The sequence below is a fragment of the Variovorax sp. V118 genome, assembly GCF_041154445.1.
GTDB classification, from domain to species: Bacteria; Pseudomonadota; Gammaproteobacteria; order Burkholderiales; family Burkholderiaceae_C; genus Variovorax; species Variovorax boronicumulans.
Window position 1 is genome coordinate 3,310,818 of sequence record NZ_AP028663.1, and the last position, 15,423, is coordinate 3,326,240.

Annotated in this window: 12 protein-coding genes and 2 pseudogenes; 4 read left to right on the forward strand and 10 right to left on the reverse strand. The window is 68.4% G+C overall.

What is annotated here, in order from left to right; genetic code table 11:
* Positions 1-337 precede the first annotated feature (337 nt).
* The 3 genes from aspT (ACAM52_RS15375) to ACAM52_RS15385 all read left to right on the forward strand — a co-directional run bounded on the left by aspT (ACAM52_RS15375) (position 338) and on the right by ACAM52_RS15385 (position 5,502).
* Complete coding sequence (gene aspT / locus ACAM52_RS15375; RefSeq protein WP_369647539.1) at positions 338-2,026, forward strand: aspartate-alanine antiporter; 1,689 nt, start codon at positions 338-340, stop codon at positions 2,024-2,026.
* A 73-nt stretch (positions 2,027-2,099) separates the two neighbouring features.
* Entirely contained in the window at positions 2,100-3,788 is a 1,689-nt protein-coding gene (gene aspT, locus ACAM52_RS15380) for an aspartate-alanine antiporter (protein WP_369647540.1), read from the forward strand.
* A gap of 55 nt (positions 3,789-3,843) precedes the next feature.
* Positions 3,844-5,502 (forward strand): bifunctional aspartate transaminase/aspartate 4-decarboxylase, encoded by a 1,659-nt coding sequence (locus ACAM52_RS15385; protein WP_369647541.1) that lies wholly within the window; start codon positions 3,844-3,846, stop codon positions 5,500-5,502.
* 33 nt (positions 5,503-5,535) lie between these two features.
* On the opposite strand, the gene ACAM52_RS15390 is transcribed toward ACAM52_RS15385, so the two are convergent.
* The 10 genes and pseudogenes from ACAM52_RS15390 to ACAM52_RS15435 all read right to left on the reverse strand — a co-directional run.
* The gene (locus tag ACAM52_RS15390; RefSeq protein ID WP_369647542.1) at positions 5,536-7,701 is read right to left on the reverse strand and encodes a LamG-like jellyroll fold domain-containing protein; all 2,166 of its coding nucleotides are present in this window, start codon (positions 7,699-7,701) and stop codon (positions 5,536-5,538) included.
* Between the two features lie 105 nt (positions 7,702-7,806).
* The gene (locus ACAM52_RS15395) at positions 7,807-9,000 is read right to left on the reverse strand and encodes an MFS transporter (RefSeq protein ID WP_369647543.1); all 1,194 of its coding nucleotides are present in this window, start codon (positions 8,998-9,000) and stop codon (positions 7,807-7,809) included.
* Positions 9,000-10,111: pseudogene (aroC, locus tag ACAM52_RS15400) on the reverse strand (chorismate synthase). Before aroC ends, ACAM52_RS15395 begins: the two are co-directional and overlap by 1 nt.
* A gap of 33 nt (positions 10,112-10,144) precedes the next feature.
* The gene (locus ACAM52_RS15405; RefSeq protein WP_056583411.1) at positions 10,145-10,330 is read right to left on the reverse strand and encodes a hypothetical protein; all 186 of its coding nucleotides are present in this window, start codon (positions 10,328-10,330) and stop codon (positions 10,145-10,147) included.
* Between the two features lie 54 nt (positions 10,331-10,384).
* Complete coding sequence (locus ACAM52_RS15410; protein WP_369647544.1) at positions 10,385-11,968, reverse strand: MFS transporter; 1,584 nt, start codon at positions 11,966-11,968, stop codon at positions 10,385-10,387.
* Complete coding sequence (locus ACAM52_RS15415; RefSeq protein ID WP_070059433.1) at positions 11,965-12,333, reverse strand: YciI family protein; 369 nt, start codon at positions 12,331-12,333, stop codon at positions 11,965-11,967. Before ACAM52_RS15415 ends, ACAM52_RS15410 begins: the two co-directional genes overlap by 4 nt.
* Positions 12,330-12,710, reverse strand: coding sequence for a YciI family protein (locus ACAM52_RS15420; protein ID WP_095744822.1), 381 nt, complete (start codon positions 12,708-12,710; stop codon positions 12,330-12,332). The genes ACAM52_RS15415 and ACAM52_RS15420 overlap by 4 nt, the downstream gene beginning before the upstream one ends.
* A 72-nt stretch (positions 12,711-12,782) precedes the next feature.
* Positions 12,783-14,057, reverse strand: coding sequence for an RNA polymerase sigma factor (locus ACAM52_RS15425; RefSeq protein WP_369647545.1), 1,275 nt, complete (start codon positions 14,055-14,057; stop codon positions 12,783-12,785).
* Complete coding sequence (locus ACAM52_RS15430) at positions 14,054-14,536, reverse strand: SRPBCC domain-containing protein (RefSeq protein ID WP_369647546.1); 483 nt, start codon at positions 14,534-14,536, stop codon at positions 14,054-14,056. Before ACAM52_RS15430 ends, ACAM52_RS15425 begins: the two co-directional genes overlap by 4 nt.
* A 149-nt stretch (positions 14,537-14,685) precedes the next feature.
* Positions 14,686-14,973, reverse strand: a pseudogene (locus ACAM52_RS15435) (ArsR/SmtB family transcription factor); the annotation flags it as partial.
* Here ACAM52_RS15435 and ACAM52_RS15440 point away from each other — a divergent pair.
* The gene (locus ACAM52_RS15440; protein ID WP_159277439.1) at positions 14,972-15,394 is read left to right on the forward strand and encodes a cupin domain-containing protein; all 423 of its coding nucleotides are present in this window, start codon (positions 14,972-14,974) and stop codon (positions 15,392-15,394) included. The pseudogene ACAM52_RS15435 and the gene ACAM52_RS15440 sit on opposite strands and share 2 nt — an antisense overlap.
* Positions 15,395-15,423: the final 29 nt, after the last annotated feature.

The window sequence follows — 15,423 nt, forward strand, 5'->3', positions numbered from 1 at the left end:
AAGCAACTTGAGTTATCGAAAACCCGAGGCCTGACGGGTTCGTGCGGTCAGAGCTGACTGCGACGGAGGATTCCGTGCAGCGCGTAATTTGTAATTCAAACAGCCTCGTTTCTATTGCCGCTCGCTCAATTCTTTTCTGATTTTGACAATTGTCATGGATGTTGATTTATCGTCATCGAAGATGCAAAGAATCGGCAATTCGCAAAACGAAAAATAAAGTTTTCGCTGGAGCCCCACCACTCGCCAGCCGTTGATGCCAATGGATGCAGTGCTCCTTTTTTCGTTGCGATCCGCCGACCTGCTCGAATGAACAAATAACCCGGAGGGATCGCGGCACATGTTCGGCCACCTTGTGGAAATACTCAGAAACAGTCCGGAGATCGCATTGTTTCTGGTGCTGTGCATTGGCTACGCGGTGGGCCAGATCCGTTTCGGCCCGATCCAGCTGGGCGGCATCTGCGGCACGCTGATTGCCGCGCTGGTGGTCGGCCAACTGGGCATCCGGCTCGACGACAGCGTGAAGAACGTGTTCTTCATGCTCTTCATCTTTGCGCTCGGCTACGCGGGCGGCCCACAGTTCTTTGCCAACCTCGACGCCAAGGGCCTGCGGCTGGGCCTGCTGTGCCTGGTCGAGGTGGTGGTGGTGCTCGCGCTGGTGCTCGGCGCCACGGTGCTGCTGTCGCTCGACCGCGGCACGGCCGCCGGGCTGATGGCCGGCGCGGCCACCGAATCGGCCGTGGTGGGCACGGCGACCGACGCGATCTCGAAGCTCTCGCTCCCCGCCGCCGAGATCGCGCAGCTGCAGGCCAACGTGGTCACGGCCTACTCCATCACCTACGTGTTCGGGCTGATCGCCATCGTGGTGGTCACGAGCCAGGTGTTTCCGCTGCTGCTGCGCGTGAACCTGCGCGCCGAAGCCGACAAGCTCTGGAAGACCATGGGCGGCGGCGCAGACGACCCGGACGCCGCCAGCGCCACGCCCGAGATGGTCGGGCGCGTGTTCCGCGTCACCGTGGGACGCGGCCGCTCGGTCGGCGAGCTGACGTCGATCCTCGGGCGGCGGGCCAGCATCGAGCGCGTGGTGCGCGACGGCCAGAGCCTCGCGGTCGAGCCCGGGCTGCACTTGCGCGTGGGCGACCAGGTGCTGGCCATCGGCCGGCGCAGCGCGCTCGTCAACGTGGGCGAGCTGCTGGGCCGCGAGTTCGCCGACACCACCGCCTTCGATACCGTGGTCGAGACCACCGAGGTCGTCGCCAACCGCCGCGAGTGGTTCGGCCGCGGGCTGCGCATGCTGGAAAACGAGTTGCCGTCCGCCGTGCAGGTGATCGGCGTGGCGCGCGACGGCCACGCCATGCCGCTCGTGAACGACCTCACGCTGCAGCGCGGCGACGTGCTCCAGCTCTACGGCCCCGCGCCCGAGGTGGCGAGCGCCATCGCGCAGGTCGGCGACCGCGTGATCGCCTCCACGCGCAGCAACATCAGCTTCGCCGCTGCGGGCATTTTGCTGGGCGTGTTCATCGGCAGCTTCAGCGCGAAGCTCGGCGGCATTCCGTTTTCGCTCGGCACCGGCGGCGGCGCGCTGCTCACGGGGCTGGCCTTCGGCTGGTACCAGTCGAAGCACCCGCACCGCCTGAGCGTGCCGGCCGACGCGCTGGCGCTCATGAAGGACCTGGGCCTGGCCACCTTCATCGCCTGCGTGGGCCTGGCCTCGGGGCCGCAGGCGCTGGCGCTGGTCCAGAAGTTCGGCGTTGCGCTGCCGCTCGTGGGCATCGCCGTCGCGGTGGTGCCGGCCAGCATCTCGCTGTTCGTCGGCCACCGCCTGCTCAAGCTCGAGGCGCCGGTGCTGCTGGGCGCCATCGCCGGCCAGCAGTGCAGCACGCCCGCGCTCAGCGCGGTGCAGAACGCCGCGGGCAACGCCACGCCACTGCTGGGCTACACGATCACTTACGCCATCTCGAACGTCGTGCTGCCGCTGATGGGCCCGCTGATCGTGGCCCTGGCCGGCCTGGTGCAGCACGCGAAATAAGACAACGACCCGAGACGCTCCACGCCCTTCTCTTCTCTCTTCTTCTCATTGATGCCCTGAAAGGACTTCCTCTATGGAATGGCTGCATGAACTCTTCAAGAAGTCGCCCGAAATGGCGCTGTTTCTCTCACTGGCTGTCGGCTACTGGATCGGCAAGATCAAGTTCGGCAAGTTCCAGCTCGGCGGCGTCGCCGGCTCGCTGCTGGTGGCGGTGATCGTGAGCCAGGTCGGCGTGCAGATCGACGGCGGCGTGAAGGCCGTGCTGTTCGCGCTGTTCATCTACGCCGTGGGCTTCGAGAGCGGGCCGCAGTTCTTCAGCTCGCTGGGCAAGCAGTCGATCAAGGAGATCATCCTGGCCGCCGTGATGGCGGCCACCGGCCTGGCGACCGTGGTGGTCATGGCCAAATTGTTCGGGCTCGACAAGGGCCTGGCGGCGGGCGTGGCGGCCGGCGGCCTCACGCAGAGCGCCATCATCGGCACCGCGGGCGACGCCATCGGCAAGCTCGGCCTCGCCGCGGCCGAGACCGCGCGGCTGCAGGGCAACGTGGCCATCGGCTATGCCGTGACCTACGTGTTTGGCTCCTTCGGCGCGATCATCGTGTGCGTCAACATCCTGCCCAAGCTCATGGGCCGCAGCATCCGCGACGATGCGATCGCGGCCGAGACGGCGATGCAGGCCGGCGTGAAGGTGCTCGGCCCCGACCAGGAAGAAGCCGCGCCCTCGCTGGTCGGGCGCATCTACCAGCTCACGAGCGATCCGCAGCGCACGGTGGCCGACATCGAGAACGCCAACCCGGCCACCACCATCACCATCGAGCGCGTGAAGCGCGACGGCAAGTTCGTCGAGGTCAGCCCCACGCTCGTGCTGCGCCAGGGCGACTACGTGCTCACCGTGGGCCGGCGCGATGCCGTGGTGGCGAGCGCGCCGCTGCTGGGCAAGGAGGTCGACGCGGTCGACGGCATGGAGCTGACGCTGAACAAGCGCGAGATCGTGCTCACCAACAAGGACTTCGGCGGCAAGACCGTCGACCAGATCCGCCAGGCCACCGCCGGCGGCGTGCGCCACGGCATCTTCGTGGTGCAGCTCAGTCGCATGGGCCAGGTGCTGCCGATGAAGTCCGACACCGTCGTGCAGGTGGGCGACCTGGTGTCGATCTTCGGCGCCGAGCAGGACGTGAAGCGCGTCGCCTCCCTCGTCGGCGACGTGATCGTGCCCAGCGCCAAGACCGACTTCGTGTACCTGGGCGCGGGCCTGGTGGTGGGCCTCTTGGTCGGCCTGCTGAGCGTGAAGATCGGCGCCATTCCGCTGACGCTCGGCGCCGGCGGCGGCGCGCTGCTGTCGGGCCTGCTGTTCGGCTGGTACCGCGCGAAGAAGCAGACCTTCGGTGCGCTGCCGCCCAGTGCGGTGCAGCTGCTGAAAGACCTGGGCCTGGCGGGCTTCGTGGTCGTGGTCGGCCTGACGTCGGGCCTGCAGGCCGTGCAGACCATCAAGGAACTGGGCCTGACCATCTTCGGCGTCGGCGTGGTCGTCACGCTGGTGCCGATGATCCTCACGATGCTGTTCGGGCGCTACGTGCTGCGCTACGACAACACGGCCGTCTTCGCGGGTGCGCTGAGCGGCTCGCGCAGCGCCAACCCGGCCTTCGGCGAAGTGCTGGGCAAGGCCGAGAACGCCATTCCCACCGTGCCCTTCGCCATCACCTACGCGCTGGCCAATGTGTTCCTCACGCTGCTGGGGCCGCTGATCGTGGCGCTGATCTGAGCACCGCGCTTTTCCTCTTCTTTCTTCTTTCCTTTTATCAACCAAGGAGTACTCCATGGATTTCGGCGACGTGAAAAAGCTGGGCGGCCTGAGCCCGTTCGAACTGAAGGATGCGCTGATCCAGGTCGCACGACAGAGTGACCGGCTCATGCTCAACGCCGGCCGCGGCAACCCGAACTTCCTGGCCACCACCCCGCGCCACGGCTTCTTCCAGTTCGGCCTCTTCGCCATGACCGAGGCCGAGCGCTCGTACATCTACATGGCGGACGTGGGCGGCTTTCCGCAGCGCGAGGGCATCGAGGCGCGCTTCGAGCTCTTCGCCAAGTCGCACGAGGGCGAGCCCGGCGTGCGCTTCATCGAGGCTGCCGTGTCCTACGTGCGCGACCAGCTGGGCCTGTCGGCCGGCGACTTCATCTACGAGATGTGCGAGGCCATCCTGGGCTGCAACTACCCGGTGCCCGACCGCATGCTGCGCCTGACCGAGATCGTCGTGGGCCAGTACATCCACAAGGAGATGATCGGCACCCACCCCTTCGTGGGCAAGTTCGACATGTACGCGGTGGAAGGCGGCACCGCCGCCATGACCTACCTGTTCAACAGCCTGCGCGAGAACCACCTGCTGTCGCCGGGCGACACCATCGCGCTGGGCATGCCGATCTTCACGCCCTACATCGAGATCCCGCACCTGAACGACTACCAGCTCATCGAGGCGCTGATCGACGCGCCGCCCGAGAACAACTGGCAGTTCACCAAGAAGGAGCTGCAGAAGCTGCTCGACCCGAAGGTCAAGGCCTTCTTCCTGTGCAACCCAAGCAACCCGCCGTCGGTGAAGATCAGCGACGAGGTGCTGGGCTATATCGCCGACATCGTGAAGCAGCGGCCCGACCTCATCATCCTCACGGACGACGTGTACGGCACCTTCGCCGACAACTTCCTGTCGCTGTTCGCGATCTGCCCGCAGAACACCATCCTGGTGTATTCGTTCTCGAAGTACTTCGGCGCCACCGGCTGGCGCATGGGCGTGGTCGCCACGCACGAGAACAACATCCTCGACCGCAAGATCGCCGCCCTGCCCGAGGCCAAGCGCCGGGAACTCGACGCGCGCTACAGCTCCATCACCACCGAGCCGCGCAAACTGAAATTCATCGACCGCCTCGTGGCCGACAGCCGCACCGTGGCGCTGAACCACACGGCCGGCCTGTCGACGCCGGTGCAGGCGCAGATGGTGATGTTCTCGCTGTTCTGCCTCATGGACGAGGGCGAGACCTACAAGAAGTCGATGAAGCACATCGTCTCGCGCCGCAAAGAGGCGCTGTACCGCGAGCTGGGCCTGCCGCTGCAGCCCGACCCGAACTCGGTGAGCTACTACCACCTGCTCGACCTGCAGGACATCGCCACGCAGATGCACGGCGAGCGCTTCGGCAAGTGGATTCTCACGAAGCTGCAGCCGAACGAAGCGCTGTTCCGCATCGCCGCGGAAACCAGCATCGTGCTGCTGCCCGGTCGCGGCTTCGGCGGCAAGCACCCCTCGGGGCGCGTGTCGCTGGCCAACCTCAACGAGTACGACTACGCGAACATCGGGCGCTCGCTGCGCAAGATGGCTTCGGAGTACTTTGCGATGTTCGAGAAGGAGGTGGGGGGTGGCAAGGTGGGCACGGCGAAGACCGCCGTGGTCAAGCCCGTGAAGACGGGCAAGACCGGGAAGAAGAAGTAGCCCTTCTCCCCGGCTACCGGCCCCGCAGGGCGCTCAACCCGCCCTGCGCGCCGTCAACCACTGCGACGGCGCCAGGGCCGAGGCCACCACGCGCACTTCGCCGATGTTGCCGAAGAAGCCGTCGGAGCGGTCGTTGTTCCAGGAGCCGCCGCCCACCACCCATTGCGCGGTGGCCGAGAGCGAGGCCAGGCCCTGCGCCGCCGCGGTGTTGCGCAGCACCGGCGCGCCTTCGACGTACATCGTGGTGTCGTGCGACACCGGGTCGTTGACGATCGCGATGTGCACCCAGCGGTCGGCGATGACCTCGCCCGACCAGTTGGTCTTTGCATAAGGGGTTCCTGCCGGGCTCGGCACGACCTCCCATTGCACTTCGCGCAGGCTCGAGATGGCGAACAGCATCGGCGGCGCGTCGCCGTCGCCCTGGAAACCGGGCAGGTTCCCGCTGCGGCCGTCGCGCGTCATGATGTTCATCCACGCGTGGTCCTTGCTGGTCCAGGCCTTGTCGATCTTCACGAAGGCTTCGACCGTGTAACCCTGGTCCAGCGTGTGCGCGTTGATGGGCGCCGCCGGATCGGTGAGGAAGTAGCTCATCCGCGGCGGTGCGTTCTTGTTGGTGTTTCGGAAACGCACCGAGCCCGGCGCGGCCGAGAGGCGGTGGCGGTCGTCCGTCCAGATGATGTCGCCGTCGGCGGCATTGCGGATGACGCTCTGGTTCAGGGCATCGCGACGCAGCGGATTGGTCCCCGTCACGTCCGCGATCACGGTGCCCGGCAGCACCGGCTGGTTCACCGCACCGCCGACGAAGCGCCAGTGCGCCAACGTGTTCGCGACCTTGGGGTAGTCCTCCGCATCGACGGCGGGCCGCTGCACGGTGGCCTCGGGGTCCTTGTAGTTGGCCAGGATCAGCGCCTTCGCCTGCTCGACCAGCGACTGCTCGACCGTGGCCTCGCCCGCGGCAAAGCCCTTGTTGAAGCCGGCGAAGCGCTGCGCGAAATCCATCTCGATGGTGAAGGCCTCGTTGGGCGTGGTGAGCACGGCCTGGTCGAAGGCGTTCAGCGTGGCGGCGGGCTTTTGCGGCACCCAGGGCGAGAACGACAGCACCTTGATCTGCTTGTTCGTCAGGTCGAACTCGTACAGGCGCATCAGGCCGTTGCCGCCCTGGTAGGCCATCTGGTAGTCGACCACCATCTCCTCGACCTTGTGGCCGAAGTCGTTCGTCTTCGTGAGGTGCGCGGCGCCGTGGTGGTGGCCGTTGAGCGTCATGAAGATCTGGTCGTTGTCGCGGATCAGCTTCTCCCACAGCATCTTGCCGTAGTCGGTTTCCAGCGGGCTGGTGCCGTCGGGCGCGATGTTGAGCAGCTGGTGGTTGACCAGGATCACGGGCAGCGTCGGGTTCTTCGCGATCACCTGCCGCGCCCACACGATGCCCGCGTCGGACACGCGCCACGACAGCGACAGCACCATGAACTTCTGGCCCTGCGCCTCGAACACGTGGTACTCGTGGAAGCCGCTGGTGTCGCGCGCGCCGAAGGTGGCCTGCTTCTTCGCGCGCTCGGTGCCGAACCACTGCAAGTAGGGCTCGGCGGCCAGGTTGCGTGCGGCGTCGGTGCCGTTGACGGGGTCGACGCCGTAGTCGACGTCGTTCAGCACGTCGTGGTTGCCGGCCAGCACGCTGTAGGGCAGCTTCGCGTCTTCGAGCACCTTCATGGCGGCATCGGCCACCTTCCATTGGTCGGGCTTGCCGACCTGGTCGACCACGTCGCCGAGGTGGATGGTGAAGGGAATGTGCAGCGCCTTGGCGTTGGCGGCGATCCACTTCGTCTGCGCCGCGAAGGGCGCACTGCCGAAACGCTTGTCGTACTGGTCGCTCTCGGCGGCGGTGGCGTAGCGCGCGTAGAACTGGGTGTCGGGCATCACGGCCAGCGCGAAGCTCGAACGCTTGCTCACGACGGGTTCCGGCGCGGGCGGGTTGGGCGCCGGTGCGGGGGCCGGCAGCGGGCCGAAGCCGGCGCCACCGCCACCACCACCGCCGCAGGCGGCGATGAGGGCGCTGCTGCCGCCGACGGTGAGCAGGGAGGCGCCGAGCTTGAGCATCTGCCGGCGTTGCGGGACGCGTTCGGTGTCGGGAGCGGAGGGGGAAGAAGAAGACGGGGAAAGCGCAAGCGCGCGTGCGCCGCGCGGATCGACGGAATCGGACATGACAAGAGAAAACGTTGGGAAGCACCCAGCGTAGGTCGCGGCCATGACTCGGTCATGTACGGCCCATGACACTTCGCCCCCGAAGCGCCCTCCCCTGAACCCGGCTCAGGCCTTGGCCACGCGCCCCGACGGCTCGAGCACCACCATCCGCCACGCACACAGCGTCCCCGCCACCGCCAGCAACGCCGCCAGCGCGAACATCGTGCGGTAGCCCAGCTCCTGCGCCACCGCCCCGCCGAGCAGCACGCCCAGCACGCCGCCGAAGCCGTAGCCGATCACCGTGAACAGCGCCTGCCCGCGTCCGCGCAGGTGGCCGGGGAAGCGACGCGACACCACGGCGATGCAGGCCGTGTGGTGCGCCGCGAAGCTCAGCGCATGCAGCCACTGCGCGATGACCAGCGCCGCGATGAAGCCGCCGAGCCCGGCCGTGAGGCCGAGCCGCGCCACCCCCGCGATGCCGCACACCAGCATCCAGCGCGGCATCGGCAACAGGCCGATGAGCCGGCCCTGCAGGAAGAACCAGACGATCTCGGCCACCACCGACAGCGCCCACAAGAGGCCGATGGTGCTCTTGCCGTAGCCGATCGAATCGAGGTACAGCGAGAAGAACGCGTACACCGAGAAGTGCGACATCACCTGGAAGAACAGCGATGCAAAGAACCATCGCACGGCAGGGATGCGCAGCACGGGGCCGATGGGCTCCTTCACGGCGTCGTGCGCGGCCGGCGGTTCGCGCAGGTCGGGCAGCTTCATCGTCGCGAGCAGCACCACGGCCAGCGTGCCGGCGGCCCAGTACGGGAAGTGCTTCATGCCGAAGCGCTCGAACCACTCGCCCGCGACGAACACGGTGACCAGGAAGCCGGCCGAGCCGCACAGGCGGATGCGCCCGTAGCGGCCCCAGTCGCCCGCGACGATCTGCGCCATGGCCGCTTCGGTGAGCGACATCATCGAACTGGTGTGCGTGAACATCACGAGCAGCACCAGCGCGAGCCACCAAGCGCCGCCATGCCACCACAGGCCGAAGGAGCTGGCCAGCGCCACCGCGGCGCTGAAGCGCAGCAGCTTCACGCGCTGGCCGGTGTGGTCGCTGAGCGCGCCCCAGGCATAAGGCGCGAAGACGCGCGTGATCGATTGCACCGAGGCCAGCAGGCTGATCGTGAAGATCGGCAGGCCCAGGTCCTTGAGCCACAGCGGCAGGTAGGGGTTGAAGAAACCGATGTGCGCGAAGTAGCTGGCCGACAGGCCAGCGAATGCCAACAGGTGGCCGCGCCCGGCGGCCACAGGTGGCGCGGCGGACACTACAGGAAAGACGACTGCGGCGACGCAGCTTCGCTCTTCTCGACGGGCGGGTTCACGTCGCCGCACTGCGCGCGGTTGCGCAGCACATGCTCCATCACCACCAGCGCGAGCATGGCTTCGGCGATGGGCGTGGCGCGGATGCCCACGCACGGGTCGTGGCGGCCCTTGGTGATGACTTCGACGGGGTTGTTGTTCACATCGATGGACTGGCGCGGGCTGATGATCGAGCTGGTGGGCTTGATCGCGATGCTCACCTCGAGGTCCTGCCCCGAGCTGATGCCGCCCAAAATGCCGCCCGCGTTGTTGCTGAGGAAACCCGTCGGCGTGATCGAGTCGCCGTGCGTGGTGCCGCGCTGCGTGACGCTGTCGAAGCCGGCGCCGATTTCCACGGCCTTCACGGCGTTGATGCCCATCATGGCGTAGGCGATCTCAGCGTCGAGCTTGTCAAAGAGCGGCTCGCCCAGGCCCACGGGCACGTTCGTGGCAGTGACGCGGATGCGAGCGCCGCACGAGTCGCCGGCCTTGCGCAGGCGGTCCATGTAGTCCTCCAGCGCGCTCACGTCGGCGATGGGGGCGAAGAAGGGGTTGTTCGGGACGTGGCCCCAGTTCTCGAAGGGAATGGCGATCTCGCCGATCTGCGTCATGCAGCCGCGGAACACCATCCCGTATTTTTCGGCCAGCCATTTCTTGGCGACCGCGCCGGCCGCGACCATGGGCGCCGTGAGGCGCGCCGAAGAACGCCCGCCGCCGCGCGGATCGCGGATGCCGTATTTCTTCCAGTAGGTGAAGTCGGCGTGGCCGGGGCGGAACTGCTGGGCGATCTGCCCGTAGTCCTTGCTGCGCTGGTCGGTGTTCTGGATCAGCAGCGCAATGGGCGTGCCGGTGGTCTTGCCCTCGTACACGCCGGACAGGATCTGCACCGCGTCGGGCTCGTTGCGCTGGGTGACGTGGCGGCTGGTGCCGGGGCGCCGGCGGTCGAGGTCGCCCTGGATGTCGGCCTCGCTCAGGGCCATGCCCGGGGGCAGCCGTCGATCACGCAGCCGATGGCCGGGCCGTGCGACTCGCCGAAATTGGTGACCGCGAAGAGAGTTCCGAAGGTGTTGCCGCTCATGGCGGGGATTATCCCCACAAAGCAGCAGCCGACTCAGTCGGTGGTGTTTTCCATGCGCTTGGCGAGCACGCCCAGCTGCAGCTCGATGCTGAACAGCCGCTCGTTCAACACCGCCGTCTGCAGCCGGATCGCCTCGACGATGGCCTTGGTCTGCGGGTCGGAGGTGCTGTCGGACAGTTCCGCCAGGTCATGCAGCTTCTTGCGCAGTTCGTTGCTCATGGGGCCTCCGTTCGGTCGTGGGGTGCGTCGTGGAAGCCCCAGTATGGAGGCTCGTCAACGCTCCGGCAATGCGGCACCGCCCGGGGGTACCGCGCCCTCTTGCGCATGCGACGCGCCCACGCTGCGCAGCCGCACCGCCACCAGCACGCCGACGAACAGCAGCACCACCGCGCACAGGCCGGCCACCAGCCGCAGGGCGCGCAGCAGCGCCTCGCGCCCGGTGTCGAGCAGCGCGGCGCCGGTGGTACCGGGCAGTTCCCCGGCCAGCGCGACCGCTCCGCCCAGCGTGCTGCGGGCGGCTTCGACCGCCGCCGCACCGGCCAGGCCGGCGGGTACGGCGTCGGCCATGGCCGCGCGGTAGATCGCCGCGCCGACGCTGCCGAGGATGGCGATGCCCAGCGCTCCACCGAACTCGGAGCTGGTCTCCGAGATGGCCGAGGCCACGCCCGCCCGCTCGGGCGGTGCGCTGCCCACGACCAGATCGGTGGCCAAGGTGAACACCGGCGCCAGGCCGAGCGAAGAGATGACCGCGCTCGTCACCATCCAGGCCAGCCCGCCCTGCGCCGGCAGCAGCACCAGCATGCCGAAGCCCAGCGCCGCCACGCCCAGCCCGCCGCCCATCACGTAGGCCGGGCACAGGCGCCGCGTGAGCGCGGGCACGATCATCGAGCCGACGATGAAGGCGCCGGCGCCCGGCATGCTCCACAGGCCCGCCGCCAGCGGCGGCAGGCCGAGCACCAGCTGCAGGTACTGCGCGTTGTACAGAAAGAGCCCGAACATCACGAAGCAGGCCAGCATGTACGCCCCCAGCGAGACGCTGAAGGCCGGCAGCCTGAACAGGCGCAGGTCGATCATCGGGTTGGCCAGCCGCCCCTGCCGGCGCGCGAACAGCCAGCCCAGCAGCGCACCGGCCGCGATGGCCAGCAGCGACACCGCGTCGGGCCCGTGCTCGGCCACCTGCTTGATGCCGTAGATGGCCGCCAGCACCGCGCCCAGCGAGAGCGCCACGCTGGCCAGGTCGAGCGCGCCCGCGTCGGGATCGCGGTACTCGGGCAAGAGCCACGGCCCGAGCGCCAGCAGCAGCACCATCACCGGCACGCCGATGAGGAACACCGAGCCCCACGGAAAGAACTGCAGCAGCACGCCGCCCAGCACCGGGCCGATGACGGCGCCGGCCGAGTAGCTCGAGATCCACACGCCGATGGCCACGGTGCGCTGCGCCGGGTCGAGGAACATGTTGCGGATCAGCGAGAGCGTGGACGGCGCCAGCGTCGCCCCCGCCACGCCCAGCAGCGCGCGCGTGGCGATCAGCATGTTGGCGCTGGTCGAGAAGGCCGCGAGCACCGAGGCCACGCCGAACGCCACCGCGCCGATCAGCAGCAGCCGGCGCCGCCCGATGCGGTCGCCCAGCGTGCCCATGGTGACCAGCAGGCCGGCCACGAAGAAGCCGTAGATGTCGACGATCCACAGCAGCTGCGAGGCGGTCGGCTTGAGGTCTTCGCTGATCGACGGGATCGCCAGGTTCAGCACCGTGAGGTCCATCGAATAGAGCATGCAGGGCAGCGCGATGACCGCCAGCCCGGTCCATTCGCGCGCCGTGGCGCGGGCGGGCGCCGCCCGGTCGAGTGCGCCGCTCATGGGCCGGCTCCGCTGTCGCTTGCCGACCAGGCCTTGCGCACCTCGATGCTGCTCAAGCGCGCCGAGGGAATGCCGGCCGCGAGCTGCAGCGCCTCTTCTTCGCTGTCGGCCTCGACCAGGTAGAAGCCGCCCAGCTGCTCGCTGGTTTCAGCGAACGGCCCGTCGGTGACCGAGAGTTTGTCGCTGCGCATGCGCACCGTGACCGCCGTGCCGGCCGGCTGCAAGGCCTCGGCCACGACGAGCTTGCCGAGCGCCTGCAGGTGGGCGTCGTAGTCGATGTGTTCGTTGATGTAGTGGTCCATGTCCTGCGCCGAGAAGTGGCTCGTCTGCGCGTCGGTTCCGTAGATCAGGCAAAGGTATCTCATGCGGCATTCCCCTCGGGGTTTTCGATCATTTCCATGACCTCGATGGGACGCACTTCGATGGCGCCGTAGCGCGCCATCGGGATGCGGCCCGCCAGCTGGATCGCGGCGTTCAGGTCGCGCGCCTCGACCAGGATGAAGCCGCACAGCTGCTCGCGCGCTTCGGCGTACGGACCGTCGACGTGCGAGCGCTGGCCCTGGCGCACCTGCACGACCTTGGCGGCGCGCACCGGGCTCAGCGCCTCGGCGGCGATGAAGTGGCCAGCGGCTTCGAGCAGGCGGTCGTAGGCCATCGAGTCGGCATTGAGCGCACGGCGCTCGTCGGGCGGCAGCGCGCGAAGCACCGCTTCGTCGCAGTGAACGAGGCAGAGGTATTTCATGCGGAATCTCCTTGCAAATTTGAGTGAGGACATCACTGGTCGAACGGCGACGGCCGGAATCGACAAGGGCTGTCAAAAATTTTTCGTGTCGGGCAGCGAGGCCAGCTGCCGCTCCAGGAACTGCCGCTCGGGCTGCTGGCGGACCAGCGACAGTGCCTGCAGATAAGCCTCACGCGCGTCATCGGTACGGCCCAGGCGCCGGCACAGTTCGGCACGCGCGCCGTGCGCCAGGTGGTAGCGGGCCAGCTCGCCGCGCGCGAGCAGCGCATCGATCAGCGCCAGCCCGGCCGCCGGCCCGTCGCGCATCGCCACGGCCGCCGCGCGGTTGAGCTCGGCCACGGGCGAGGGGTCGAGCCGCAGCAGCACGTCGTACAGGCCGACGATCTGCGGCCAGTCGGTGGCGGCGGCCTCGGCCGCTTCGGCGTGCACCGCGGCGATGGCGGCCTGCAAGGTGTACGGGCCGAAGCGGCGCGACAGCAGCGCACGCTCGACCAGCGCCGCGCCCTCCCCGATCTGCCCGCGATGCCACAGGCTGCGGTCCTGCGCGTCGAGCAGCACAAGCTCGCCCTGCGCAGAGGTGCGTGCGGCGCGGCGCGCGTCGTGCAGCAGCATCAGCGCGAGCAGGCCCAGCGCCTCGGGGTCGGGCAGCAGCTCGGCCACCAGCCGCCCGAGGCGGATCGCCTCGGCCGAGAGGTCGGCGCGCGTCACGCTCTGGCCCGACGAGGCCGCGTAGCCTTCGTTGAACACGAGGTACACCACGCGCAGCACGGCGTCGAGCCGTTCGGGCAACTCGGCCAGGCCCGGCACCTGGTACGGAATGCCCGCATCGCGGATGCGCGCCTTGGCCCGCACGATGCGCTGCGCGATGGTGGGCGCGGGCACGAGAAAGGCGCGCGCGATCTCCTCGGTCGCCAGCCCGCAGACCTCGCGCAGCGTGAGCGCCACCTGGGCGTCGGGCGCGAGCGCGGGGTGGCAGCAGGTGAAGACCAGGCGCAGGCGGTCGTCCTCGAGCGCGTCGGCATCGGGGTCGGCCTCGTGCCAGGCGGGCGCGGGGTCGGCCAGCGTGTCGGTGTGGGCGGTGGCGTCGTCCCACGCCGTGAAGCGCGCCTGCCGGCGGATGCCGTCGATCGATTTGAAGCGCCCCGCCGACACCAGCCAGGCGCGCGGGTTGGTCGGCACGCCTTCGCGCGGCCATTGCTCGAGCGCGGCGCGAAAGGCGTCGTGCAGGGCTTCTTCGGCCAAGTCGAAATCGCCCAGCAGGCGCACCAGCGTGGCGAAGATGCGGCGCGACTCGGTGCGGTAGATCGCGTCGAGCGTGTCGGCGATCGCCGTCGGTTGTTCCGTCACCCGGTGTCGCCGGCGAGCAACCAACTCTCGAGCTTGACGAGGGAGCCGGTCCAGCCATGGTTGTGGCCGTCGCGCGCCGCTTCGTCGAAGAACTGCTGGTGCATGAGCACGAGCTCGCAGCCGCCCGCGTCGGGCTCGAGCTGCACCGTGACACGCGACTCGCGCTCGGGCGTGCTGCGCCAGGCCCAGCTGAAGACCAGCCGGCGCTCGGGCACGACCTCGAGGTACGTGCCGCTCACGTCGTGCGTCTCACCGTCGGCCGCCAACATGGTCACGCGAAAGCGCCCGCCCACGCGCAGGTCGACCTCGGCCAGCGGCACGTCGACGATCTCCTCGGGGCCGAACCAGTGCTTCAGCGCTTGCGGGTCGGTCCACGCGCGCCAGACTTTGGCGGGGCTGACGCGGAAGTGCCGGCGGAGCGTGAGCGAGGGGCGATCGGTGCTGGGGCCGGCGGTGGGGCCGGGGGAAGGTTTCGCCATTCGGTGTCCTCCTGGTGGTAGAGAAAGCGCGCCAGGGCATCGAGGCGGCCGGTCCAGAACTTCTCGTAGCGCGAGAGCCACACGGCAGCCTCCTGCATCGGGCCCGGCGACAGCTCGCAGCGCACGACGCGGCCCGCCTTCGTGCGCGAGATGAGGCCAGCGCCTTCGAGCACGCGCAGGTGCTTCATGAAGCCGGTCAGCGACATGCCGTGCGGTTCGGCCAGCTCGGTCACGCTGAGGCCGCCCTCGCCCAGCGCTTCGAGCACGCTGCGGCGGGTCGGGTCGGACAGGGCCGCAAACACGGCGTCCAGGGCATCTGAGTGAACCATGCGGTTGAGTATCTGGAGCGGCCCGCAGGCCGTCAAGCAATGGGCCGTGCGCAGGAACGGTTTATGCATGCTGCATCGCAGCATCATCCCCCGCGAAGGAGCGCCCATGCTGGACCGAACCGCCACCCAGTTCTCCCACGTCAAGCCCGGTGACACCGACTACGTCTCGGGCGGGTTGCGAGACTTCTTCCTGTACCGCGACCTCGGCATTGCGGCCGCCACGCACGGCAAGGTGATCGCGCACCTGGTCAAGGCCAACATGGCACCGGAAACGGGCACCGGCTGGCACCGCCACGAGGCGGACTTCCAGATCGTCATCATGCTCAAGGGCTGGGCGCGCTTCATGTACGAAGACAAGGAGACGCGCGTCGAGGCCGGCGACGTGGTGCACCAGCGCCCCGGCATCCGCCACTTTCTCTTCGACTACTCGCCCGACATGGAGTACCTGGAAATCGTCTCACCGGCCGACTTCAAGAGCATCGACGTCGAGCCAGTCTGCGAGATTCCGCCGCCCACGCCCTGGCCCTGAAACCCACGGCCGGCGCGGCTTTGCGCGCC

What these genes read in the sequence shown, in the direction of transcription:
- aspT (WP_369647539.1), top strand. Translation starts at nt 338, where the DNA reads ATGTTCGGCCACCTTGTGGAAATACTCAGAAACAGTCCGGAGATCGCA.
- aspT (WP_369647540.1), top strand. Translation starts at nt 2,100, where the DNA reads ATGGAATGGCTGCATGAACTCTTCAAGAAGTCGCCCGAAATGGCGCTG.
- ACAM52_RS15385 (WP_369647541.1), top strand. Translation starts at nt 3,844, where the DNA reads ATGGATTTCGGCGACGTGAAAAAGCTGGGCGGCCTGAGCCCGTTCGAA.
- ACAM52_RS15390 (WP_369647542.1), bottom strand. Translation starts at nt 7,701, where the DNA reads ATGTCCGATTCCGTCGATCCGCGCGGCGCACGCGCGCTTGCGCTTTCC.
- ACAM52_RS15405 (WP_056583411.1), bottom strand. Translation starts at nt 10,330, where the DNA reads ATGAGCAACGAACTGCGCAAGAAGCTGCATGACCTGGCGGAACTGTCC.
- ACAM52_RS15410 (WP_369647544.1), bottom strand. Translation starts at nt 11,968, where the DNA reads ATGAGCGGCGCACTCGACCGGGCGGCGCCCGCCCGCGCCACGGCGCGC.
- ACAM52_RS15415 (WP_070059433.1), bottom strand. Translation starts at nt 12,333, where the DNA reads ATGAGATACCTTTGCCTGATCTACGGAACCGACGCGCAGACGAGCCAC.
- ACAM52_RS15420 (WP_095744822.1), bottom strand. Translation starts at nt 12,710, where the DNA reads ATGAAATACCTCTGCCTCGTTCACTGCGACGAAGCGGTGCTTCGCGCG.
- ACAM52_RS15430 (WP_369647546.1), bottom strand. Translation starts at nt 14,536, where the DNA reads ATGGCGAAACCTTCCCCCGGCCCCACCGCCGGCCCCAGCACCGATCGC.
- ACAM52_RS15440 (WP_159277439.1), top strand. Translation starts at nt 14,972, where the DNA reads ATGCTGGACCGAACCGCCACCCAGTTCTCCCACGTCAAGCCCGGTGAC.